This window comes from Dorea sp. BIOML-A1, from assembly GCF_009875615.1.
GTDB classification, from domain to species: domain Bacteria; phylum Bacillota; class Clostridia; order Lachnospirales; family Lachnospiraceae; genus Dorea_A; species Dorea_A amylophila.
This window is the reverse complement of record NZ_WWSA01000003.1, coordinates 96,604-118,685: the sequence shown is the minus strand read 5'-3', so window position 1 is coordinate 118,685 and position 22,082 is coordinate 96,604. Positions and strand designations below refer to the sequence as shown.

Annotated in this window: 26 protein-coding genes and 1 pseudogene; 24 read left to right on the top strand and 3 right to left on the bottom strand. The window is 41.7% G+C overall.

What is annotated here, in order from left to right:
* From GT508_RS02045 to GT508_RS01975, 15 genes and pseudogenes are all read left to right on the top strand, one after another.
* On the top strand, positions 1-1,731 hold the full coding sequence (locus tag GT508_RS02045; RefSeq protein WP_161143470.1) for a tyrosine-type recombinase/integrase: 1,731 nt from the start codon (positions 1-3) through the stop codon (positions 1,729-1,731).
* Positions 1,718-3,226: a tyrosine-type recombinase/integrase gene (locus GT508_RS02040; protein WP_227337806.1), complete on the top strand. Its 1,509-nt coding sequence runs from the start codon at positions 1,718-1,720 to the stop codon at positions 3,224-3,226. Before GT508_RS02045 ends, GT508_RS02040 begins: the two co-directional genes overlap by 14 nt.
* A gap of 1 nt (position 3,227) precedes the next feature.
* Positions 3,228-3,617 (top strand): DUF6262 family protein, encoded by a 390-nt coding sequence (locus GT508_RS02035; RefSeq protein ID WP_227218205.1) that lies wholly within the window; start codon positions 3,228-3,230, stop codon positions 3,615-3,617.
* A 20-nt stretch (positions 3,618-3,637) separates the two neighbouring features.
* The gene (locus GT508_RS02030; RefSeq protein WP_008374212.1) at positions 3,638-4,018 is read left to right on the top strand and encodes a TnpV protein; all 381 of its coding nucleotides are present in this window, start codon (positions 3,638-3,640) and stop codon (positions 4,016-4,018) included.
* Between the two features lie 47 nt (positions 4,019-4,065).
* Positions 4,066-4,446 carry a hypothetical protein gene (locus tag GT508_RS02025; protein ID WP_227337809.1) on the top strand — a complete coding sequence of 127 codons (381 nt, stop codon included), beginning with the start codon at positions 4,066-4,068 and terminating at the stop codon, positions 4,444-4,446.
* A 139-nt stretch (positions 4,447-4,585) separates the two neighbouring features.
* Positions 4,586-4,996, top strand: a pseudogene (locus tag GT508_RS02020) (ATPase, T2SS/T4P/T4SS family); the annotation flags it as partial.
* Positions 4,944-5,702 (top strand): type II secretion system F family protein, encoded by a 759-nt coding sequence (locus GT508_RS02015; RefSeq protein ID WP_227080196.1) that lies wholly within the window; start codon positions 4,944-4,946, stop codon positions 5,700-5,702. The pseudogene GT508_RS02020 and the gene GT508_RS02015, both read left to right, overlap by 53 nt.
* The gene (locus tag GT508_RS02010; protein WP_161143469.1) at positions 5,639-6,907 is read left to right on the top strand and encodes a type II secretion system F family protein; all 1,269 of its coding nucleotides are present in this window, start codon (positions 5,639-5,641) and stop codon (positions 6,905-6,907) included. The genes GT508_RS02015 and GT508_RS02010 overlap by 64 nt, the downstream gene beginning before the upstream one ends.
* 38 nt (positions 6,908-6,945) lie before the next feature.
* Positions 6,946-7,122 (top strand): Flp1 family type IVb pilin, encoded by a 177-nt coding sequence (locus tag GT508_RS02005; protein WP_006428847.1) that lies wholly within the window; start codon positions 6,946-6,948, stop codon positions 7,120-7,122.
* A gap of 26 nt (positions 7,123-7,148) precedes the next feature.
* Entirely contained in the window at positions 7,149-8,522 is a 1,374-nt protein-coding gene (locus GT508_RS02000; RefSeq protein WP_161143468.1) for a DUF5702 domain-containing protein, read from the top strand.
* Between the two features lie 104 nt (positions 8,523-8,626).
* Positions 8,627-9,466: a TadE/TadG family type IV pilus assembly protein gene (locus GT508_RS01995; protein ID WP_161143467.1), complete on the top strand. Its 840-nt coding sequence runs from the start codon at positions 8,627-8,629 to the stop codon at positions 9,464-9,466.
* Positions 9,454-9,882, top strand: coding sequence for a prepilin peptidase (locus GT508_RS01990; protein WP_055283329.1), 429 nt, complete (start codon positions 9,454-9,456; stop codon positions 9,880-9,882). Before GT508_RS01995 ends, GT508_RS01990 begins: the two co-directional genes overlap by 13 nt.
* Position 9,883: 1 nt before the next feature.
* Complete coding sequence (locus GT508_RS01985) at positions 9,884-10,303, top strand: TadE family protein (RefSeq protein ID WP_161143466.1); 420 nt, start codon at positions 9,884-9,886, stop codon at positions 10,301-10,303.
* Between the two features lie 15 nt (positions 10,304-10,318).
* On the top strand, positions 10,319-11,068 hold the full coding sequence (locus tag GT508_RS01980; protein WP_028087039.1) for a DUF6382 domain-containing protein: 750 nt from the start codon (positions 10,319-10,321) through the stop codon (positions 11,066-11,068).
* A gap of 71 nt (positions 11,069-11,139) precedes the next feature.
* Positions 11,140-11,748: a rhomboid family intramembrane serine protease gene (locus tag GT508_RS01975; protein WP_118224996.1), complete on the top strand. Its 609-nt coding sequence runs from the start codon at positions 11,140-11,142 to the stop codon at positions 11,746-11,748.
* Here the strand turns inward: GT508_RS01975 and GT508_RS01970 are convergent.
* A complete protein-coding gene (locus GT508_RS01970; protein ID WP_117597655.1) occupies positions 11,704-12,450 on the bottom strand; it encodes a sensor histidine kinase in 747 nt (248 codons plus the stop codon). The genes GT508_RS01975 and GT508_RS01970 overlap by 45 nt on opposite strands.
* 86 nt (positions 12,451-12,536) lie before the next feature.
* On the opposite strand from GT508_RS01970, the gene GT508_RS01965 reads away from it, so the two are divergent.
* Both GT508_RS01965 and GT508_RS01960 read left to right on the top strand, forming a co-directional pair.
* On the top strand, positions 12,537-12,947 hold the full coding sequence (locus tag GT508_RS01965) for an HIT family protein (RefSeq protein ID WP_262568955.1): 411 nt from the start codon (positions 12,537-12,539) through the stop codon (positions 12,945-12,947).
* Between the two features lie 20 nt (positions 12,948-12,967).
* Entirely contained in the window at positions 12,968-13,531 is a 564-nt protein-coding gene (locus GT508_RS01960; protein ID WP_117597654.1) for an RNA polymerase sigma factor, read from the top strand.
* Positions 13,532-13,587: 56 nt separating this feature from the next.
* On the opposite strand, the gene GT508_RS01955 is transcribed toward GT508_RS01960, so the two are convergent.
* Positions 13,588-14,655: an undecaprenyldiphospho-muramoylpentapeptide beta-N-acetylglucosaminyltransferase gene (locus GT508_RS01955; RefSeq protein WP_161143465.1), complete on the bottom strand. Its 1,068-nt coding sequence runs from the start codon at positions 14,653-14,655 to the stop codon at positions 13,588-13,590.
* A 148-nt stretch (positions 14,656-14,803) separates the two neighbouring features.
* Between GT508_RS01955 and GT508_RS01950 the strand changes: the two genes are divergently transcribed.
* Positions 14,804-15,709 (top strand): DUF4367 domain-containing protein, encoded by a 906-nt coding sequence (locus tag GT508_RS01950; protein WP_161143464.1) that lies wholly within the window; start codon positions 14,804-14,806, stop codon positions 15,707-15,709.
* Positions 15,710-15,781: 72 nt separating this feature from the next.
* Positions 15,782-16,255: a hypothetical protein gene (locus GT508_RS01945; RefSeq protein ID WP_161143463.1), complete on the top strand. Its 474-nt coding sequence runs from the start codon at positions 15,782-15,784 to the stop codon at positions 16,253-16,255.
* A gap of 517 nt (positions 16,256-16,772) precedes the next feature.
* Here the strand turns inward: GT508_RS01945 and GT508_RS01940 are convergent.
* The gene (locus tag GT508_RS01940) at positions 16,773-17,015 is read right to left on the bottom strand and encodes a TIGR03905 family TSCPD domain-containing protein (protein ID WP_028087031.1); all 243 of its coding nucleotides are present in this window, start codon (positions 17,013-17,015) and stop codon (positions 16,773-16,775) included.
* A gap of 200 nt (positions 17,016-17,215) precedes the next feature.
* Between GT508_RS01940 and GT508_RS01935 the strand changes: the two genes are divergently transcribed.
* From GT508_RS01935 to holB, 5 genes are all read left to right on the top strand, one after another.
* Complete coding sequence (locus GT508_RS01935) at positions 17,216-17,908, top strand: 5'-methylthioadenosine/adenosylhomocysteine nucleosidase (RefSeq protein WP_055283346.1); 693 nt, start codon at positions 17,216-17,218, stop codon at positions 17,906-17,908.
* Positions 17,909-18,061: 153 nt separating this feature from the next.
* The gene (locus GT508_RS01930) at positions 18,062-18,949 is read left to right on the top strand and encodes a hypothetical protein (RefSeq protein ID WP_161143462.1); all 888 of its coding nucleotides are present in this window, start codon (positions 18,062-18,064) and stop codon (positions 18,947-18,949) included.
* 31 nt (positions 18,950-18,980) lie between these two features.
* A complete protein-coding gene (locus GT508_RS01925) occupies positions 18,981-20,522 on the top strand; it encodes an aminotransferase class I/II-fold pyridoxal phosphate-dependent enzyme (RefSeq protein ID WP_161143461.1) in 1,542 nt (513 codons plus the stop codon).
* Positions 20,515-21,102: a guanylate kinase gene (locus GT508_RS01920; protein WP_161143460.1), complete on the top strand. Its 588-nt coding sequence runs from the start codon at positions 20,515-20,517 to the stop codon at positions 21,100-21,102. The genes GT508_RS01925 and GT508_RS01920 overlap by 8 nt, the downstream gene beginning before the upstream one ends.
* Complete coding sequence (holB, locus tag GT508_RS01915) at positions 21,089-22,078, top strand: DNA polymerase III subunit delta' (RefSeq protein ID WP_055283354.1); 990 nt, start codon at positions 21,089-21,091, stop codon at positions 22,076-22,078. Before GT508_RS01920 ends, holB begins: the two co-directional genes overlap by 14 nt.
* Positions 22,079-22,082: the final 4 nt, after the last annotated feature.

Sequence of the window (22,082 nt, the reverse complement as noted above, 5' to 3'; positions counted from 1 at the left end):
TTGGCAGTATTAAAAATTGTTCCGAAGTTATATCAGGAAAAAATATCTGAGAAATTAAAGGAAGAAATATCTTTAGTTACAAATGGAGAAGCAAAATACTATAACCGGTTATACAAATTTTTCCAGTATACAGATATACAGTGTACTGCAGATATTAACTATGAAACGAGAAAAATGTATATGGACTCTCTTGAAAAAGAGGATATTTCAGAAAAATATAAAGCGGAATTACTGAGCTTATTTGATCGTTTAAAAATAGAAAATATGCCGGATGTCTATTCACAAGGAAAGCCCTTCTCTGTAGAACAGGAGTTTTTTAAGCAAGACAAATTGTTTTTGCTGTATGTCCCCAATAAGAAGAAAGCACAATCTTTCCGTCAGGTGGTTGATAAGAATGATTTGTTATGGGACTTAACGAGGATACATTCATCACAGTTGGTGCGACAGACAAAAATATTGCTGTGTGAAATTCTGAATATGGATAAGGTACAAAGACATCGAAGATATTTTTTAGAACCATTAAAAGCACTTATACGATTTTGCGATAAGTACGGAATAGATGATATTGAAGAAATGGAACAGGCAGACGAAAACAGATTTTATCTGTATTTAAACAAGGAGTCGGAAATTATAAAAAAACAGGCTTCTAAGATTGTTGAGTTTGCGAGAAGAACGTTATTTCTGACAGATTCAGAGACAAATTGGCGAGCGTGTATCTGGTATATGGATAGGTTTCAGTTTGATAAATCGAGAATCAATGCTAGTTCACCTGTTAAAAGCCTTTCATTTATTAATATTTACGAAAAAGAAAATCGTTGGTATTTACAATTATACGCAAAATATTTGGTCGGGATATCGGATCTGTCTTTATCAAATATCCGAAATACAATAAGTTTTATTTCACAATTTTTAAAATATCTGGATGGACAGAGTAAGAAAGTAACTGAACTGGAGATACAAGATATAGAGGGTTATGTGTCTGTTTTGGATAAGTCCGATATTAAGTATTCTACTTTTAACCGATATATCACACATATGCATACATTTCTACAGTTTTTGAAAATGAAAAATATTGAAGTGTTGAAGTTTTATCCGGAACGATTTTTAAAAAAAGGTTTTTCAGAACACAATGAAAGAAGTGTTCCAGAAAAAACAATTGCTCATCTGATTAAGGAGCTGCCGGCATTCCCAGAGCATTTACAGTTGATGTATTTGATTTTGTTTTGCACAGGAATTAGGAAAAGCGAGGTTTGTACAATAAAATCGGGAGCCTTTTATTCACAAGGCAATGAGAATTGGATGCGCATATATCAAAGCAAAATGCGGAGAGAAAAAGTCATTCCTGTTCCCAGTTTATTGGTTGGACTGGTGAATGATTATGAAAAAAAGTACGGAATAAAAAATGGGGAGTATTTATTCAAAAATAAAAAGGGTGGTGCATTTAATGGACAGACATTTTCAAATCAGATGATTCGGGAGTGTAAGGTTCGTGGGATTGCCTGCGGAGATTATATCTTTAGAGCACACGATTACAGACATAACCTTGCAACTTCAATGTACGGAAATGGGGTTTCTATACAAGGGGTACGAGATTATCTAGGACATTCAAGTGAGAATATGACAAAACAGTACATTGATTTCATGCCGGAACGTATTGTATCGGCTGAAGATAAATATTTCTCTAAAAATCAGTCATTTAAATTGAAAGGAGCAGAAGATGATGAAAGGTAATATTAATTTGATTTCGTATGACTGTTATCAACAAGCTACAGAAAAACAGTTGGCAGGACTGAAATGGAAGGAAAACAGGGTGTACTACATATCAGAGATTCATAATGAAAAGATGCAGGATGAGATTTATGGGTATATCGATGATAGATGTAGACGTTTGTCATTATCAACAGTAGTAAATGATATTTACAGATTTGATCTGTTGAAAGAATTTCTGAATGAGAAGTGTACAAGTTGTAGTAGCATCACTGATAAAAAATGGGAAGAACTGGAGAGAAGTTATAAAGCATTTTTATATAAAAAAGGATTGGCGCTGTATGTTAGAAGAAATAGACCGGATAGGCGGAATGTTGAGCAACAAAGTAGCGCTCAGATTTCTTTTCTGAAAATGTATTATGAGTATGTTGTGAAGTGTAAAACAGCAGATATTCCAGAAAATGAAAAAGATGTATGGGATATGAGAAAGTTGGATATTGTGCCAAGGAGTAATCCGATTCGTGGAAGATATAGATTAGATTTTCGTGAGATCAGGCAGAAAGAATTTAAAGAGATAATAAAGAAAATATTGTATAGCCACTGCCAGACAAAAGCAATGGGTAGTATAAAAGGTGAATTGCGTGGATTCCGTCGGTTTGCTAGTTTCATGTATGATCGATTCCCAGAAGTAAAGCACTTTACAGAAATTAGCAGGGATATGATAGAAGATTATCTGGTTTATATAAAAACGGATACTGGTCTTACATCAGTCAGTTACACGACAGAGCTGTCGGTTTTGGATAATCTGTTGGATGAAATAGGGCGTGAACTGGAAATAGGAAATATATGCAACCTTTTTCTGTCCAGTGATTGCAGAGCATATGACAACGCTTTACCAGAAGCGTATTCAGATGCAGAAATCAGAAGATTTAATTGTGCATTAACAAAATTAAAGCCCCAGTTAGGCAGATGTTTAATAATACATCAGATGCTCGGTACAAGAATAGAGGATACGTTGACTTTGCGAAGGGATTGCTTATCTGAGAAATCTGGACATTATTTTATAACTATTATCCAGCAGAAAACAAGGAAATATAAAAGACCAGTTAGCAATCAGCTGGCAGAATTGATTAGAAAAGCAATAGAAGTTTCAGAAAAGGAGCATCCAGATTCAGAATATATTTTTCTGCAAGATAATGGAAAATTGTATACAGATTCAATGCTGAAATATCATGTAAATATCATGATTTATGAAAATGATATCAGGGATGATAATGGAAATTATTTTGAGTTTCGTACACATCGTTTTAGACATACTTTTGGAGTAAAACTTACAGAAATGAAATTAGATGATGATAGCATTGCAAGGCTGTTGGGGCATAAGGATACACGAACCATACCACATTATCGGCGGTTAAGAAACGAAGCATTAGCGGAGGATACAAAGGCTGTACGAGATGAAATGAATGAATTATTAGCACAATACAGGAGGGAAAAGGAAAATGCAGAAACACGATAAAATGGTAGCACTGGCAAAAGAAAAAAGTGCGGAAATGACGGAAACAGCAATAACAGCTATTGAAACAATGTATAGAAAAAATATAAAAATTTCAGTTGCTGAACTTACAAAACTAACAGGACTTTCCAGAGGTTTTTTCTATAATAATCCGAATGTGAAACAGGTCATGATGGAATTGAAGGAAAAACAACAGGGAATGATATTGCGAAATCCTAAAAGTGATGCTATTGCAAAAGCACAGGAAGCACGGATTAAGAGTTTAGAACAGAAATTATCCGATAGTGTTCCGAAAAACGAATATGAAAGTCTTCAGAAAAAATATGAAGAATTACAGGTGAAATATAGTCAAATGAAAAAGGGAACACTGTTGAAGATGTACGACCAATTATAGGAAGAAAAGGAGAATATTTTATGCAGAACGAAATTTATGATGAGAAAAATGGACTTACTTATATGTTATGTGGTGATTATTATTTGCCAAAATTGGCACTTACAGATATCGAACCAACTTATGGGAAATATGGGATGCTTCGTAAAAGCTATTTACAGGAACACAGAAAGGCAAAATATCAAATATTGTTGTTACAAGGAAAACTTGTCGAGCATTTGAATCAGATTGATGCAGAAGCAAGGGATAGGGAAGAACAATTAGTAAAACAGATGATGGAGAAACAAGGAATTACAGAGAAATTAAAAAGGCAGGACAACATGGAATGGACAAGGAGGATGAATGCCATTTGTCATGATGCAGAAGAGATGATTTTGACGGAAATGATATACACAAAAGGATAATGAACTGCATTGGATAGCAAGAATTTTGCAGCCCGGATAGCAAAAAAGTGGAAGTCCGGATAGCAAAAAAAAGGAAGTCCGGATGGCAAGATTCTTGCTGTCCGGAAAGACAAAAAAGTGAGGGATTAAAAATGTTGGTTAAGTACATAATAAAAGTGTTTTTATATTTAATTCTTGCAGTAATGACATTGATTCGCTGGTTATTAAAAATTCCGATGATGTTGGGAAATATTTTGCTTTACTTTTTATCAATTATATTTATTCTGACAGGTGTTTTGAGTTATGGATTTGCATTGGAATCTGCAAGAGAATGTGGGCGAATGATAATAATTGGGATGGCATTTGGTGCAATACCAGACTTTGTCCCATTTTTGGGAAAAAGTTTAGAGACATTGGTTGCCAAACTGTTAAGTATGACAAATGAATGAGAAAGTCAATATGAAAGAGGGCTGTGAAAGGCTCTCTTTTCTTTTTGCAACTGTGGAATGGCAAGATAATAACGTTATATACAGTGTATATTAAGTACAGATATTGTATTTCTGCATGATGGGAACATAGGGAGTCCATATAAAGGCACTTAATACGGGGCATGACGGAAGTCTCAGCACCGGCCATGCAAACAGTCCGAAGGACATGTTAAGCCGTCTGGAAACGATGGTACTGATGGGAATGGATCTTCCCCTTCCTGCAATTCAGAGACAGATCGCCTCCGGTCTGGATATCATTGTACATCTCGGCCGTCTGAGAGATAAGACCAGAAAAGTCCTGGAAGTAACAGAAGTCCTGGGATACTGGGAGGAAGAAATCCACCTGCAGACGCTGTATTGCTTTGAAGAAGCATATAAGGAGGCGATGAATGTAACAGAAGATGAAGAAAAAAGAGAAATCAGGATGGAAAGAAAAGTTAGCGGAGACTGGAAAAAAATTGCAGAACTTTGTCACCGCGAGAAGCTTATGGCAGCAGGATATCACATTTAAAGAACGTGGGGCAGCCGGGGGAAAGGCTGCCACACTCATTGGGATTACGGCATGGCTTTATTACCGGAAGATATGGGCTGTGCCGGCACTGATCCCGCTGGGGATATGGCTATACAGAGAATTTCTGAAAGAAGAGAAAAAGAAAAAGGAACAGGAATTCCAGAAGCAGTTCCGCGAGATGATACAGTCTCTGTCGGCAGCACTGAACACGGGCTATTCGGTAGAAAATGCATTCTATGAAACGCAGAAAGAATTAAAAATTCTTTATCCTCCGGAGGCCCGGATTTCTAAGGAATTATTGGTTATTACGAGAAAATTGCGGATACATATTCCGGTTGAACAGGTGCTGGAGGAATTTGCAGAACAGGTGCTGTCGGAGGATGTAAAGAGTTTTGTAACCGTATTCGTAACGGCAAAGAAAAGCGGTGGGGACATGATCGGTATTATCCGTAATACAGCGAATCAGATCGGAGACAAGATAGAAGTGAAAAGAGAGATCGATACCATGCTCGCTGCAAAGAAATATGAATTTCAGATCATGTCGGTAGTGCCGTATGGAATTATCGGTTATATGTCACTTAGTTTTCCGGAATTCATGAATGAATTATATGGGAATATGGCAGGAATCGGGGTGATGACATTATGTCTTGGAATCTACGCAGGCGCTTATTATCTGGGAATAAGGATATTGAGAATCGACGTATAGTGCGGGTGACTTGTGTACTGTTCATATCCGGGATATTACTGACCGGAGCAGATGCCGTTCGTTCTGTAAAGCAGCTACAACCGGCCATTGAGAGGAATGATTACGGAAAAGGGTCAAAGACGGAAGTCTTAGATGTAAAAGTCGGGGATACAAAGAAAAAAATAAGAACGGATATAGAAGTATCGGAACGCCGGTATACGACAGAAGAGATACAGGAACTGTTCGGAAGGATCATCCGGAGGATGGACAGGCTGATACTAAATGAAAACCAGACGCCGGATCATGTGGAGACAGACCTGAACCTGATCACAGAGATTCCGGGAGAACCGGTGACGGTCTCCTGGGAACTGGACAGGTATGATGTAATGAATGTTAAGGGCGAGATACAGGAGAAGAATATTGCAGAAAAGGGAACGCTTGTAAAACTGAATGCGGTACTTACTTATACGGAAAATGAAAAAGAACAGGCAGCTTATCAGTGCGTAGTCTGTGTATATCCTAAGAAGTTAAGCGGAGAGGAAAAGATAAAGAAAATAGTAACGGAAAATATGAAAAAGGCAGATGAAAAGCAGCGGGAACAGGAAACGCTGATTCTGCCGGAACGTCTGGGGAAAAATGAACTTCGTTATTATCATCCGTTTCATAACCGGGGAATGATTGTGCTCACAATGAGCATAATGATCGGAATATTGCTCTGCGCATTACAGAAACAGAATGAAAAAAAGGCACTGGAAGACAGAAAAAAACAGATGCTTAAGGACTATCCGGATATTATCAACAAACTGACATTGTATTTAGGAGCAGGCATGACGGTAAAGCGTGCCTGGAGAAAGGTAACCGAGGGCTATGCGAGAGAAAAAGAAGAAGGGAAAAAGAGGTACGCATATGAAGAAATGATACAGACCTGTCATGAGATGGACAGTGGTGTGACAGAATCGGAGAGCTATGAGAATTTCGGCAGACGGTGTGACGTTCAGGTTTATATAAGACTGGGGGCTTTGTTGTCACAGAATCTGCGGAAAGGAACAAAAGGATTGACAGAACTGTTAAAACTGGAATCCATACAGGCATTTGAAGAGCGGAAAGCACAGGCAAAAAGGCTTGGGGAAGAAGCCGGGACAAAGCTGTTGCTTCCAATGTTTCTTATGCTGGCGGTGGTACTGGTCATTGTGATAGTACCGGCATTTCTGACATTGCAGATATAGATGAAAAATAAAAGAAAAAGAAGAAAGGGGAATACAGTATGTGGAGAATTCGATATGCATTACAGGTATTAAAAGACGACCGGGGGATCGGGGTGGTAGAAGTGATCCTGATCCTGGTCGTACTGATCGGACTTGTGATTATCTTCAAATCACAGCTTACCAGTCTGGTGCAGACAATATTCGAAAAGATTACCAGCGAAAGTTCCGGAATTTAAGTGTGGTGAGCACCGGAAAGAAGGAGATGACGACAGGGTATGTAAGAGGAGAGGTAACGGTATATCTGACACTGACATTTATTCTGCTTGTCTCGCTTGTACTTGCGTTGACGGAAAGCGCATCCATCCAGATGGCAAAGAATTACAGAAGGGCAGATATGAACCGGGCAGTGGAGTGCGTATTTGCGGAATATCAAAAAGAACTTCTGGAACATTATGATGTATTTGCCATAGAAGCAGGATATGAAAGCGGGACATACAGTGAGCAGAATTTGTTAGACCGCCTGTCATATTACGGTGCTGATATGGAAAATGATATAAAGAGAATCCGGCTGTTCACAGATCAGAATGGGGAATTGTTCATGGATCAGGCCGGTAAATACATGAAACACAAATACGGAATCTCATGGGCGGACAAATATCTTGGAAGTACTTCCATCTGGAAGAATCAGGAACGGCAGGCAGATGAAATTACCAGAGAAGAAAAAGCGCAGACAGATCATCTGGAGGAGCTTCTGAGCGGGCAGGAAATGGAACTTCCAAGTGAAGGAAATCCGTTGGAACATGTAGCAGGACTGAAGCAGGCACCGATTTTGAATCTGGTATTACCGAAAGAAACACAGGTATCAGAAAAACAGATTGTGTCAGAGGACATGCCGGAGAACCGAGAGAATCAGACCGGTCACGGAACATTTGAAGATGTGGAATCGGAAGGAGGAACACTGGATTCCGTATTGCTGGGCGGGTATATACAGGAACATTTTGCGGATTTTCTGGATGAACCGAAGGGTGGGAGCCTGGACTATGAAGTGGAATATATTCTGGCTGGCAGGCAAAGTGACCGGGAGAATCTGGAAGCGGTCGCGAACAAATTAGTGCTGCTGAGATTCGTGCCGAATTATCTGTATCTGCAGACCAACAGTACCAGACAGGCTGAGGCACGGGCAGCGGCAGGGACATTATGTACACTGCTTGCGGTACCGGCGGTTACAGAAGCTGCAGCGCAGGGAATTCTTCTGGCATGGGCATACGGGGAATCCGTGATGGATGTGAGAACATTGCTGAATGGAAAAAAGACTGCAGTTGTAAAAGACGATGCAAGCTGGCAGCTCTCATTATCCGGTCTTATGAAGCTTGGGACAGAGGAAGACACCGGCGATGGGGCGGATGTAGAAGGTGGTATGGACTACAAAGACTATGTGCGAATGTTGTTATTCCTGGAAGATAAAGGGAAATTAACAGTAAGAACCATGGGAGTGATCGAGAAGGATATGCAGACGATTTACAGCCAGCCGTCATTTCGGATCGATTACTGTGTCGGAAGAATGGAAGTGGACACGGTGTGTAAGCTGAGAAGAGGGATATCGTATAGATTTCAGACATATTACGGCTATCAGTAGTGCGTGTAAGAACAATGACATGAGGCGGATAAAGATGCCCTTTCAGGTATCGTTAGAAATCCCGGAAATATAAAAATAATAAAGAAAGGAGCAGGATTCGCAAAATGAGAAATAATTTATTCTCCCCCTCACAACCTATCAATCATTCAGTATCTGAAAGGGTATCTTTATCCGCCTCAACACGATTGGAAAAATTATTCCGTAATAAAAGAAAGGGAAGCGTTACCGTAGAGGCGGCAGCAACGGTACCGCTGTTTTTCCTGGCGGTTGCGACACTGTTGTACCTTCTGGAAATGATGGCAGTACATACTGCAGTCAGGAGCAGTCTGCAGTATGCAGGAAAACAGGCGGCAAAAGACACCTGTATCACACAGATGCTGATGCCGTCAAAGGTAGAGCGTGATGTCGTCTATGCAATCGGAGAGACAAGGATGGAAAGAAGTATCATTGCAGGCGGCAGCAGTGGGATGGACTGTTCGGCATCAAGAATGTCTGTGCGTACCGGGATTGGAACATTGAACGCAGAATATCAGGTGAAAATTCCTGTGCCGGTATTCGGTATCAGACAGGTAAAATGCAGGGAAACCATGAAGATAAAAGCATGGAGCGGATATGAAAAAGAGGGATTATCCGATATGGGAAATGATACGGTCTATGTGACGGAGAACGGTCTTGTATATCACAAAGATTATCATTGTTCCTATCTGGATCTGTCGATTCGGATGACACATATGGGTACGGTGTCTGATCTTCGTAATGAAAGTGGCGGCAGATATTATCCATGTGAACATTGCATGAAAGGAAATGCAGGAACTATATACATTACAAATTTTGGAGACCGGTATCATAGTTCATTGTCATGCAGTGGATTAAAACGGACAATCTATGCGATACCGGTATCGGAGGCAGCGGGAAAGGGGGCATGTTCCAAATGTGGACGGTAAGCCGCATCGTGGCGATGGTCATACTGACAGGACTGTCGTTTATGGATTATAAGATCAGGAAAGTTCCGAGAGATGTACTGTTATTGTGTATGGCAGGAACGGTTCTATATCAGGCGGTTACACAGAATATAGACTGGATGGTATCGCTGGGAGGCGGGCTGATCGGTATGATATTTATAGGAATCAGTAAGATTACACGGGAAGCAATTGGATACGGTGACAGTCTGGCGATTCTGATACTTGGAATCTATCTGGGTGTATGGGGACTTCTGGAAGTTCTTGCGACTTCATTTTTTATTCTGGGGATTCTTGCTCTGGGATGCGTGACCTTGAGACGGAAGAAGAGTCTTGCATTCCCATTCTATCCGTTTCTGACAGTGGGCTATCTGTTTGGCGTATGTATCGGAGGACTGTGAGATGGAACGGATCATAAACATAGATAAGAAACATGCTCTGAACGGAAGCTTTACAGTGGAAATGTCCCTGCTGATGCCGATGATATTATTTCTTGTTATGGGGTGCGTCCTGGCATGTTTTTATTATCATGACAAGAATATTATTGCGGGAGCAGCATACGAGACTGCTGTTGTCGGAAGTACGAAAGCCAGAGAAAAGGACGGAATACAGGAAGCGGAATTAAAAGCCTTATTTCAGGAGCGGGTCGGGAAAAAGTGCATCCTCTTTCCGGGAGCCGTAGCGGTATGTTCCGTGAGCAAAGAAGAGATCCATGTGTCGGCCGTGGCGAAAAGACGGAAGATGTTACTTGCGGTAGAAAGCAGGGCAGCGGTAACAGAACCGGAACGGTATATCCGGGATATCCGCAGGATAAAGAAATAAATGGGGAATGAAAGAATGGAACGAAAGATAACGATAGAAGAACATGTATTATATAAAGAGGACTATCAGATGAAGATGCTGAAAGCCAATTCACCGGAAGGATTCCTTAAGGTGGCAGGAAGAGGCATGAATGGCAGCAGTTATTATGATTATGATGTAAGCGGAAAGATATCTATGCAGGCAATGTATACAAGAGCAAAGTTAAAGGCGGAGGATATACGGCAATTTATGTACCAGTTTGGGAATGTGCTGAAAGAAACCGGAAAATATCTGCTGGATATCCACTGTATTCTACTGGAACCGGAATATATATTTTATGAGGAAGGGCAATTCTTTTTCTGCTATTATCCGCCGGCAACGCAGGATCTATGGGAGAAATTCCATGTGCTGACAGAGTACATGGTGAAAGTTGCGGATTACGAGGAAGAAGAATGTGTCCGGCTGGCATTTTTGCTGCATAAGGGAACGATGGAAGAAAATTACAGTCTGGAGAAACTAATCGCAGAATGTGGGGAAAGAGAAGAAAAAGATATGGAAAAACCAGTAAGAAAAACAATGATAGATGAACTGCTGGAAGAAAAAAGAGAGCGGACATCTTATTACGATACGGAAGAACATGACTGGATTACGGAACAGGAGATGGGAAGCTCGATCATGCGTGAGACAGATAATCTGTGGATCCCGGTAAAGCGTTTCCTGACTAAACATAAAAAAACAAAATGGGGAGAATGGGACGGACTGCATATTGAAGAAGAGGAATTGTAATATTTAAGTAATCTATGTTATACTGATAAAGACAGAAAATGAATAGATTGAAAGGTAACGGACGATAGAAGATGAATAAGAACACAATAAAAGCACCATGTACTGTATTACTGGCAGTTGTGAATGTAATAGTCTTTCTGGTACTGTCATTTCAGGGAATGACGGAGGATGGAAGATTCATGTTACAGCATGGGGCAATGTATGTTCCATATCTGATAAAGAACGGAGAGTATTACCGGCTGTTTACGAGTATGTTTCTCCACTTCGGATACGATCATCTTTTCAATAATATGGTTGTGCTTGTAGCGATGGGGTGGAATCTGGAACTTGAGATAGGAAAGATAAAGTTCCTCATCGTATATTTTGTAAGCGGCCTTGCAGGGAATATCCTGTCTGCATGGTGGGACATACTGACAGGAAGTATGGCAGTATCGGCAGGCGCATCCGGTGCAATCTTCGGAATTATCGGTGCACTTCTGTATGTGGCGATCCGTAACCGGGGAAGGATAGGAGAGATATCCGGCAAAGGATTAGTGTTTATGGTTGTGCTGACATTATATTATGGATTTACCAGTGGCGGCGTAGACAATATGGCACACATCGGAGGCCTGGCAGCCGGCTTCCTGATGGGAGTATTACTGTACCGGAAGCGTAAGGGTAAACGTGGTTCCGTTATGTAAGACGGAGTTGAACGCAATTGTTCCGTGATGAGCCTGGATGATCCGGCGGGTGATTGCAAGTCCAAGACCGGTCCCGTCCGGTTTGTGAGTGACAAATGGCTCGAAGATAGTCTTCTGATCTTCGGGAGCGATACCGCAACCGTTGTCCCTGACCCCGATATGCAGAGAATCTGTCTGGAGACTGACAGAGAATGTAATGACCGGCTTCTGGGAATCAGGAGCCTTTTTGTTCAGTGCATCGCAGGCATTGCGAAGAAGATTCAGAACTGCCTGACGGAGCTTTACGGGATCTGCAGATATTTCCGGGAGATCCTCGGGAATACGGGAAACAAATTCGATATCTGTATCAACAATAGAAGCAGCGAAGGATAAAGCAATCCTGCGGAAATATGTGCTTGCACTTACCGGGGTAAGTTCCAGACGTTCTCCGTTATTGTAAGAAGACAGATCCTCCAGGAGAAATTTCATGTATTCGATATCCTGATGCAGTTCCGTCCAATGGGAAAATGTAAGGACTTCCGGATGTTGTGATTCGATAAGCTGAAGTGTACTGTAAACCAGTGTCAGAGGATTACGGATCTCGTGACTTATGGTACTGATCTCCATCTGATGAGAGGTTAAAAGCCGGTTTATAAGTGCTTCGTTTTCAGGATTTTCCTGCATAATCTGTTGTAATTTGTCATGGTCTGTCGATGATAACATAATAATTATCGCCCCTTTCTGAGGTATCAGTTTAGCATTGGCGGTTTAAATAATCAATCATAAATTTTAAAAGAAAGAAGGATAAGATTATGAAGGATGAGAATTGTATTTTTTGTAAACTGGCGAATGGAGACATTCCGACAGCGACTGTGTATGAGGATGAAGATTTCCGTGTGATCCTGGATGCCAATCCGGCAGCAAAAGGCCACGCACTGATCCTGCCAAAAGAGCATTATGCCAATCTGTATGAGATTGATGATGAACTTGCAGGAAAGTCAATGATCCTTGCGAAAAAAATGATCACAAAGCTCACAAAAGCACTGGGCTGCGATGGTTACAATATTGTCCAGAATAACGGTGAAGCTGCCGGACAGACAGTATTTCATTATCATGTACACATGATCCCGAGACATAAAGATGACAAAGTCGGACTTGGATGGACGATGCATGAGTTGACAGAAGAAGAAAAAGAAGATGTTTTATCAAAGATTAAGTAGATAAAAGGTAGGAGCGTAAAGTGGGAAGAGAGTTTACAGGGGAAAGTGCTTTTGTGGATGCATATAGCGAATACTTTGACGTTGTATACAGGGAGGCACTCAGATACTCTGGAAACCATCACGTAGCAGAAGAAATTGCGCAGGATGCCTTCTTCATGGCATATGTACAGAATGGAAATGAATCCAAGCAGCAGATCAAAGCATGGATGCTGATGCTTGCAAAGTACAGAGCCATGAATTATATAAGAGACCATAAACGCGAAGTGTCGTTAGAGGAAATAACGATGTCGGAAGAGAACTATCCGGACGCTCTGGTTGATGACAGTTCAGAAGAGTATGTGATAGCGATGCTCAAGGAACAAGGTTTCCGCAAACTCGGAATTGATATATTCCGGGAACTGTATCAGAAAAAGGCCAGATGGTATCAGGCAGTGACACTTGTATATTATGTAGATATGCCGCAGAAGGAAGCCGCTAAGCAGATGGGCGTTACATTATATGCATTGGAAGGTATGCTGAAAAGAGCAAGAAAATGGATGATAAAAAGGTACAAAGATGAGTATGACCGCTTACACAATACATAAAAAACAGGTGGAAGTACAACCACCTGTTTTTTATGTATTACAGAGATAAATGCAGATCAGTGTCTGACAACAGATTCGATCAGATCGATAATGGTATCGATGGAATTCTGCTGAGGAGAATTTTTCATTGCCTGAATGTACGTCTCACGGTTCTGATAAAGGTCCGTGATTGCTTTCAGGAGGACATCATGATTCAGTTCCTCTTCTTCCAGAACAATACTGTATCCCTGACGTTCGAAAGAACGGGCGTTCAGGATCTGGTCACCACGACTTGCATTTGCAGAAAGTGGAATCAGAAGATTCGGTTTGTGCAGTGCAAGAAGTTCGCAGATCGCATTGGCTCCGGCTCTTGAAATAACAAGATCTGTCAGAGCGAAGAGGTCCTTCAGTTCGTCTTTGATATATTCGAACTGAGCATAACCTTCCAGGTCTTTCAAAGATTCATCGATTTTTCCCTTACCACAGAGATGAACTACCTGGAAAGACTGAAGCAATTCAGGAAGGACACTGCGGACAGCATCGTTGACGGCAACAGAACCAAGACTTCCGCCAACGACCATGATCACTGGTTTGTCCTGAGTGAAGTGCAGAAATTCCAATGCCTTATATTTATCACCAGATAACAGTTCCTGACGAATCGGAGAGCCTGTGAGAACAGCCTTTCCGGCAGGAAGATGCTCGATGGTTTCCGGGAAGTTACAGCAGATTTTTGATGCCGATGGCATGGAAATCTTATTAGCAAGTCCCGGTGTCATGTCAGACTCATGGATAATGGTCGGAACATGACGGCTTTTACCGGCAAGAACAACAGGAACGGATACGAAGCCTCCTTTGGAGAAGATGACATCAGGATGAAGGATCTTCACAAGTTTTTTGGCTTCGCCGAGTCCTTTGATCACACGGAACGGATCCGTAAAGTTCTGCACGCTGAAGTAGCGGCGGAGTTTACCGGTTGAGATTCCGTGATACGGAATACCGAACTGTTCAATCAGTTCTTTTTCAATTCCATTATAAGAACCTATATAGTGAATATCATAGTTTAATTCTTTCAGGCGTGGCAGAAGAGCAATGTTAGGTGTAACATGCCCGGCAGTACCGCCACCGGTTAAGATAATACGTTTCATAATTACCTCCAGACTTGAATATGTATTATTCTTGCATACATAAAATATAATAAAGATTATATCTATATTATACTTTCTGAAAGAAATAGGTCAAGTGGCAAAACTATGGAGAAATTTACAGACCAGTCAAAAATTTGAGGGTAGTAAAATGAATGATAAGAAAGACGAATTTAAAGAATGCATTGCCAGAGAATTTGAAGAGATTGCCAGAGAGGAAGAAGAATTTCTGGAAAATGACACCAGTCTTGTCGTGCCTGAAGGGACAAAGGAAGCTGTCCTCGCAAGAGTAAGAGAACAGATCCGTGCATATGAGATGGAGCAGACCAGGAAAGAAACAGAAGAAAGAGAAGAAGCAATTAACCATCTCTCTGAAGAAGATCGCGAGGCTCTGGAGTTGGGACGCAAGATGCTGAAGGCAGGGATCGGACAAAAGGATCCGGAGGAACTTTCCGGAAAGAAAGTCCGCCGTAAAAAGAAGCCTTTGAAAATATATCTCGCACTGGCAGCAGTTATTGTCTGTGTGCTGGCAATGGGGATTACCAGTATGGGAGGTCCGGAGAGGATCGTGCGGATGATGACGCAGAATGTTGGGGATAGAGAGGTTGAGAAATCAAGTACGAGCCATAAGATAAAAATGATAGAAGGTGAAGAAGAGGAAAAGGCATATCAGGAAATAAGAGATAAATTTGATACAGATGTGGTTAAAATATCTATATGTTTGCCTGAGATGCGCTTTGACTCGATGGAATTGGATAAAGAGAAACAGATGGCAGATATGTACTATTATTATAATAATAAAACAATAGCATATTGTATAAATGTTCCATATAGAGACGGCTCATGGGGAATTGATTTTGAGGATCCGATTGATAAAGAATATTCCAAAAAAATTTATGGGTGTAAGATAGAGATTACTAAGTATAAGCCAAATCAAAAAGGATTGCCGAGATGGGATGCGAGATTTGAATATGATAATACTGAGTATCTGTTAACAGGAACGATGAAGCAGCAGGATTTTGAAAAAATATTAAATAATTTAATTTTTCCACAATAAAAAGCGACAGTTTTTGAAAAATTATGTGTATTAATATATGAGGGTAGAAAAAAGTACGAATGGAGGTGAGATATGAAGAAGAAAATCGTGTCTGTATGTCTGACCGCAATGCTGGTCGGAGGATTGTCGATGGCATCCATGCAGGAGGCGAGAGCCGCAGAGGGTAAAGTGATAGACGGTTCGGAGTTGACGCATGAGGAAGAGTCAATAGGGTATGATACAAAGATTACCAGAGGTGAAGACCTGTTAACCGGTTATTCCAAGTGTACAAAGCTTGGAAAAGGAAAGATTTATGCCGGTGGAACAACAATAGCAGCACAGGTAGTAAAAAGTGTGCAAATTGCAGTAATAGTAGAAAGAGCCAAAGAAGAAGATACAGAATGGTCATATTATGATAATTGGCATAAGGAAAACAAAAATACCAACAGAGCCATGTCCAACAGAACGCTTTACGTTGACGGTGGTTATTACTACCGCGTACGTTGCACACATGTTGCTAACAGCGATATGAGCAGTTCCTTTACTGATGGAATTTACATCGACTAACAATCCTCAAAAAGCATAGAAGGATAAGAACATAAGACTAAAAAAAGAAGAGCAAAACAAAAAGATTACAAATCAAAAGATGAAGAGATTAAAGTAAAGAAGTGGACGGAAAAACTAGAAACCATGCAGACCATGACAGTCAAACAGTAGTTGGGATAAAGTGAAGATTACAGCTGAATGAAACAGGTAAAACAGACAAAGCAAACCATAAGGTAATGTAAATAAAAAGAAGACGACAATAAAAAAACCATAAATAAATTCATCAAAAAGTAAGTGCACAATATGTAGGAGCGAATAATAATTAGAAAATACAATGAAAGAAACAATGTAACTATTAATAATTATTTATTCGTAACCAGTCAACGGAAGTTTTGACGAGGGAAAAGCAGGGTGTGAAAAAAAGAGAAAAAAATACCAAAATTAAAAAATCACCAAAATGAAAAAGGATACAAGTCTCCCGGTCGGGGGACGAGTATCCTTTTTTGTGTCTGCGTTATTCAGATTAGCTGCTGGCCTATTATTCGCCAAGTGCCTGTCTTAAAGCTTTGGATAACTGGTCAGGACAAGATGTCGGTCTTTCACCACATCTGGTTCCTTCCAGGCGCTTGATGACTTCGTGTGCATCCATTCCTTTAACAAGGCTGCTGATTCCGGATGTGTTACCGGCACATCCGCCTACGAATTCTACGTTAGCAATTTTATCTCCGTCAAGTTCTACGTGAATGAGACGAGAACAGACTCCGGTTGGTTTGTAATCCATATCTATTACCTCCTGCTAATGTTCTTGCATAGTTTTACATGATTCGGTATCAACAGACAGAAAATCTGTTGACTGCCATACTTCCCGATTATAACAGAAAACCATCAAATTATCCATACATTTCGTCGGTTGAAATCCATTTTCCTATCGTCTATAATAAGGCATAGGTAAATTCGTGAAACACAGGAGGATATAAATATATGATAGGTATTATCGGCGCAATGGAAGAAGAAGTTGCAGAACTGAAGAAAGATATGCAGATCGAAGAGACCGTGGAGATGGCAGGTATGGTATTCTGCAAGGGAACACTCGGCGGAAAAGATGTTGTAATCGTAAGAAGCGGAATCGGTAAGGTCAATGCAGGAATCTGTGCACAGATTCTGGTGAGTCAATTCGGAGCAGATACATTGATTAATACCGGTATTGCCGGCTCGCTTGATGCACAGATTGATATTGGCGACATGGTCATTTCCACGGATGCACTGCATCATGATATGGATGCGACTGTATTCGGTGATCCGGCAGGACAGATTCCGAGAATGGATACATTGTCATTCCCGGCAGACAAGGAGCTTGTGAAGAAGGCGGTAGCAGCGAATGAAAAAGCGAACCCGGATATTCATACATTTACAGGAAGAGTGGCGAGCGGGGACCAGTTCATTTCCGATAAGGAAGTGAAAGAAAGAATCGTGTCATTATTCCACCCGATGTGTGTAGAGATGGAAGGTGCCGGAATCGCACAGGCCGCTTACCTGAACAAAGTTTCGTATGTCATTATCCGTGCTATTTCGGATAAAGCCGACAATAGTGCGACAATGGACTATCCGACATTCGAAAAGAAAGCAATCGCCCACAGTGTAAGGCTTATGAAAGAATTGCTTCCGATGATCTAAGATAACGGGATGACCTGCGCAGTACAGAATGTTACAGGATATGCACGAAAGTGACAGAAAGCAGCATTTCCCGTGCAGAATAGGAAGAACGAAATAAAGCGCCCTTCTCTTTGATATACAGTATAATGCATATCAAAAAGGAGGGCTATTATTATGCTGGAAATGTTATTGGACAAGAAGTTGTTGTTTGTGCTTATGGGGATGCTGACCGGACTTGGAGTGGCAGACAAGTGTATCGTGAGTATGACGATGAAACGTATGATAGAGGCGGCGGGAAGTATGAGCAAAAGCAATCATCCGTTGATGCGCCTGGTCCGGGCGAAATTCGAACATGCATGTATGATCAGTGACACGGTGGAAAATGTAGGAGTATTTGTGGATAAATATCTGTACGAATACAAAGTATGTGGATTACGTCTGCATTCGCTCCGGAGACTGGAAAAGATGTGTTCCGGTCTTCTGATCGTAACCGGACTTGCGGGAGCGGGAATTACCTGTCAGGTCTATGGAATGGGAGACGAAGCGTTGCGGATGGGCGCTGCCGGTTGCGGACTCGGAATCCTGGTGTGGCTGTTCCATCTGACAACGGACGAGAATTACTGTATGGAGATGGCGAAGAATTACATGGTTGATTATCTGGAAAATGTATGTCTCCGCAAGTATGAAAAGATGAATCAGAAGGAGCGGACCGTGCGTGTAAACATAGAAAACGGACCGGCGGAAGAGGAAATACAGAAGGATAAAATACAAAAAGACGAAATACAAAAGGATGAGATACAAAGGGATGAAGTACAGGAGACGGAAGCCGGAACAGAAGAGACACCTGCCTCGGTACCGGATCACAGTGTAGTCCATATGCAGCGTGAGAACAGACGGAGAGAACGGACTCAAAATACCGCAAAAAATCTGGCAAAAGCATCGGCAGGACTTGCCGGTATGGACGGAAGTAAAAGCCCGGAAGCGGAAGAACAGAAAGATGCACCGGAGGAGCTTGCAAAGGACGAGATGATACGCCAGATTCTGCGGGAGTTTATGGCTTGATAATATAATGTTATTTTGTTAAAATATATGCATGTATAATATATTTAATAAACTAAAGAATTACAGTGATTCCGACTACTACGCATTCCACATGCCGGGCCATAAAAGGAATCTGGATCTGATGGACGGGACCTCTCCGTATAGGATCGATATTACAGAGATCGATGGCTTTGATGACCTGCATCATGCAGAAGGAATTTTGAAAGAAGCGCAGGAAAGAGCGGCAGAGGTGTACCATGCTGATGAGACACATTTTCTTGTTAACGGAAGTACCGTCGGAATCTTGAGTGCAATATTAGGAACAACTGAAAAAGGGGATTCCATACTTGTGGCAAGAAATTGTCATAAGTCTGTGTATCATGCGATATATCTGAATGAACTGGATCCGGTCTATCTTTATCCAAAGTTTGATACAGAACTGGGACTGAGTACAGAGATCGATGCAGAAGATGTGCAGAAAGCACTGGAAGAACATCCAAAGATTCGTGCGGTGATGATCGTATCACCGACCTATGACGGCGTGGTGTCGGACATCGAAAAGATTGCAGAGATTGTACATGAAGCGGGATGTCTGCTGATCGTAGATGAAGCACATGGAGCACATTTTGGCTTTGATCCGTATTTCCCGGAGAGTGCGAATATGTATGGCGCAGATCTTGTGATCAACAGTCTTCATAAGACGCTTCCGGCCCTGACGCAGACAGCGTTGCTGCATGTGAACGGGGAGCGGGTGAACCGCAGGAAAGTAAAGCGGTATCTGGATATGCTGCAGACGAGCAGTCCGTCGTACATACTGATGGCAAGTATCGATGCGTGTATTCATCTGCTGGAAGAGACACAACTGCAGAAGTGCAGTATTTTCAAAGAATATGCGGCACATATCGATACCCTGCGGGAAGAATTGAAGAAACTGAAGTATCTGAAGATTATCCGGACGGAGAATACAGACAGATATGACAGGTCTAAATTTGTGATCTCTGTAAAGCATGCCCCGATGTCCAGTCATGAATTGTATGAAAGACTGCTTCGTGATTATCACTTGCAGATGGAGATGCTTGCCGGAACCTATGTCCTGGCAATGACGACGGTAGGGGATACGCAGGAAGGGTTGGACAGATTGCGGGATGCATTGCTTGCAATTGATGCTGAGATCGATACAAAGTTAAAGTCAGGATCCGGACAGGAAGATGCCGGGCAGGAGCAGAAACCGATGCAAATGACCGACACGGATCTCCCGCTTTCCGGAAGACAGCCGTCACTGGAAAAGGTGTGGACGATCGCGAAGGCAGTGAAGTGCAGAGATAAGATGCAGAACCAGAACCACCAGAAGGATTCAGAAGACATCCTGTATTTGGTGAACCCAGGCAAGATGGAAAAACGAAATTTCAAGGACAGCGCCGGATGCATTTCCCTGGAATATGCGTACCTCTATCCGCCGGGAAGTCCGCTGATCGTTCCGGGAGAACGCATTACGCAGGAAGCGGTGGAGATTCTCTGCTGGTATCAGGAACACGATTTTTCAATTGAAGGACTGCAATCAGAAGATAGCATAGAGGTATGGATAGATGGGTAAGATATTTTACATGATGGGAAAGAGTTCTTCCGGTAAGGATACGGTCTATAAAGAGATCAGAAAAGAGCTTCCCGAGCTGAAGACGCTGACATTATATACGACCAGACCGATGCGGGAAGGTGAAAAAGACGGCGTGGAATATTATTTTGTTTCGAACGAAATATTAGAACAATATGGAGAAGAAGGCAAAATAATTGAACTTCGTACCTATCAGACCGTGTATGGTGACTGGAAATATGCTACAATAGATGATGGACAGATTCATCTGGCCGGGTCTGATTATCTGATGATCGGTACGCTGGAATCTTATATGAAGATGAAAGCGTATTATGGACAGGAGAATCTGGTTCCGCTTTATATTGAAGTGGAAGACGGGGAACGCCTGATGCGTGCGATCGCAAGAGAGCGGCAGCAGGAACATCCGGGATACGAAGAAGTCTGCAGAAGATTTCTGGCAGATCAGAAGGATTTCTCAGAAGAGAATCTTGCGGCAGCAGGAATTACAAGAAGATATCAGAATGACGATAAAGTACGATGTAAGGAAGAGATAGTAGAGGTAATACGAGATGGGAAGCTTTAAAGATGTGGTTGGTCACAAAGACATATTAAAATATATCAGTAGCGCAGTGGAGAATAACAGAGTGTCGCATGCGTATATTCTGAATGGGGAGAGAGGTTCCGGTAAGAGGATGCTGGCGAATCTGTTCGCAACGACTCTTTTGTGTGAGAGCGGGAACAGTGAACCTTGCGGGAAATGTCATTCCTGCAGGCAGGCAGAGAGCGGAAACCATCCGGATATTATCCGTGTAACACATGAGAAGCCGAACAGCATCAGTGTAGATGATATCCGTACACAGGTGAACAATACCGTGGATATCAAGCCGTATCAGGGACCATACAAAGTATATATTATCCCTCAGGCAGATCTGATGACACCTCAGGCACAAAATGCAATTCTGAAGACAATCGAGGAGCCGCCGGCATATGCGGTATTTTTACTGCTGACGGAGAATGCAGAGATGTTACTTCCGACGATCAACTCCAGATGTGTTATGCTGAAGCTGCGTAACATCAAAGATACACTGATCAGAAAGTATCTGATGGAGAATCTGGAGATACCAGATTACAAAGCAGATATGTGTACCGCATTTGCCCAGGGAAATGTTGGACGCGCGATCATGCTGGCGAATTCGGAGCATTTTAATGAGATCAGAGAGGAAGCGGTACAGCTCCTGAAGCATATCCATGATATGGAACTGAGTGAGATTGTTGCTGCGGTTAAGAATATATCTGTATATAAATTAGAGATCACGGATTATCTGGATATTATCATGATCTGGTACAGAGATGTCTTACTGTATAAAGCAACAAAAGAGATTGACAAGGTCGTATTCAAAGACCAGTTACAGAGTATAAAAGAACAGGCGAGAAAAAGCTCTTATGAAGGAATTGAACTGATCCTGGAGAGCCTTGAGAAAGCGAAAGCCAGACTGAAAGCGAATGTTAACTTTGATCTGGTTATGGAGCTTTTGTTCCTGACCATAAAGGAGAACTAATCAT

What these genes read in the sequence shown, in the direction of transcription:
- GT508_RS01935 (WP_055283346.1), top strand. Translation starts at nt 17,216, where the DNA reads ATGATAGGTATTATCGGCGCAATGGAAGAAGAAGTTGCAGAACTGAAG.
- GT508_RS02010 (WP_161143469.1), top strand. Translation starts at nt 5,639, where the DNA reads ATGTCTTGGAATCTACGCAGGCGCTTATTATCTGGGAATAAGGATATT.
- GT508_RS02040 (WP_227337806.1), top strand. Translation starts at nt 1,718, where the DNA reads ATGATGAAAGGTAATATTAATTTGATTTCGTATGACTGTTATCAACAA.
- GT508_RS01925 (WP_161143461.1), top strand. Translation starts at nt 18,981, where the DNA reads ATGTATAATATATTTAATAAACTAAAGAATTACAGTGATTCCGACTAC.
- GT508_RS01970 (WP_117597655.1), bottom strand. Translation starts at nt 12,450, where the DNA reads ATGTTATCATCGACAGACCATGACAAATTACAACAGATTATGCAGGAA.
- GT508_RS02030 (WP_008374212.1), top strand. Translation starts at nt 3,638, where the DNA reads ATGCAGAACGAAATTTATGATGAGAAAAATGGACTTACTTATATGTTA.
- GT508_RS01930 (WP_161143462.1), top strand. Translation starts at nt 18,062, where the DNA reads ATGCTGGAAATGTTATTGGACAAGAAGTTGTTGTTTGTGCTTATGGGG.
- GT508_RS01985 (WP_161143466.1), top strand. Translation starts at nt 9,884, where the DNA reads ATGGAACGGATCATAAACATAGATAAGAAACATGCTCTGAACGGAAGC.
- GT508_RS01945 (WP_161143463.1), top strand. Translation starts at nt 15,782, where the DNA reads ATGAAGAAGAAAATCGTGTCTGTATGTCTGACCGCAATGCTGGTCGGA.
- GT508_RS01950 (WP_161143464.1), top strand. Translation starts at nt 14,804, where the DNA reads ATGAATGATAAGAAAGACGAATTTAAAGAATGCATTGCCAGAGAATTT.
- GT508_RS01920 (WP_161143460.1), top strand. Translation starts at nt 20,515, where the DNA reads ATGGGTAAGATATTTTACATGATGGGAAAGAGTTCTTCCGGTAAGGAT.
- GT508_RS02005 (WP_006428847.1), top strand. Translation starts at nt 6,946, where the DNA reads ATGTGGAGAATTCGATATGCATTACAGGTATTAAAAGACGACCGGGGG.
- GT508_RS01940 (WP_028087031.1), bottom strand. Translation starts at nt 17,015, where the DNA reads ATGGATTACAAACCAACCGGAGTCTGTTCTCGTCTCATTCACGTAGAA.
- GT508_RS01955 (WP_161143465.1), bottom strand. Translation starts at nt 14,655, where the DNA reads ATGAAACGTATTATCTTAACCGGTGGCGGTACTGCCGGGCATGTTACA.
- holB (WP_055283354.1), top strand. Translation starts at nt 21,089, where the DNA reads ATGGGAAGCTTTAAAGATGTGGTTGGTCACAAAGACATATTAAAATAT.
- GT508_RS01980 (WP_028087039.1), top strand. Translation starts at nt 10,319, where the DNA reads ATGGAACGAAAGATAACGATAGAAGAACATGTATTATATAAAGAGGAC.
- GT508_RS02035 (WP_227218205.1), top strand. Translation starts at nt 3,228, where the DNA reads ATGGTAGCACTGGCAAAAGAAAAAAGTGCGGAAATGACGGAAACAGCA.
- GT508_RS01990 (WP_055283329.1), top strand. Translation starts at nt 9,454, where the DNA reads ATGTGGACGGTAAGCCGCATCGTGGCGATGGTCATACTGACAGGACTG.
- GT508_RS01995 (WP_161143467.1), top strand. Translation starts at nt 8,627, where the DNA reads ATGAGAAATAATTTATTCTCCCCCTCACAACCTATCAATCATTCAGTA.
- GT508_RS01975 (WP_118224996.1), top strand. Translation starts at nt 11,140, where the DNA reads ATGAATAAGAACACAATAAAAGCACCATGTACTGTATTACTGGCAGTT.
- GT508_RS02000 (WP_161143468.1), top strand. Translation starts at nt 7,149, where the DNA reads ATGACGACAGGGTATGTAAGAGGAGAGGTAACGGTATATCTGACACTG.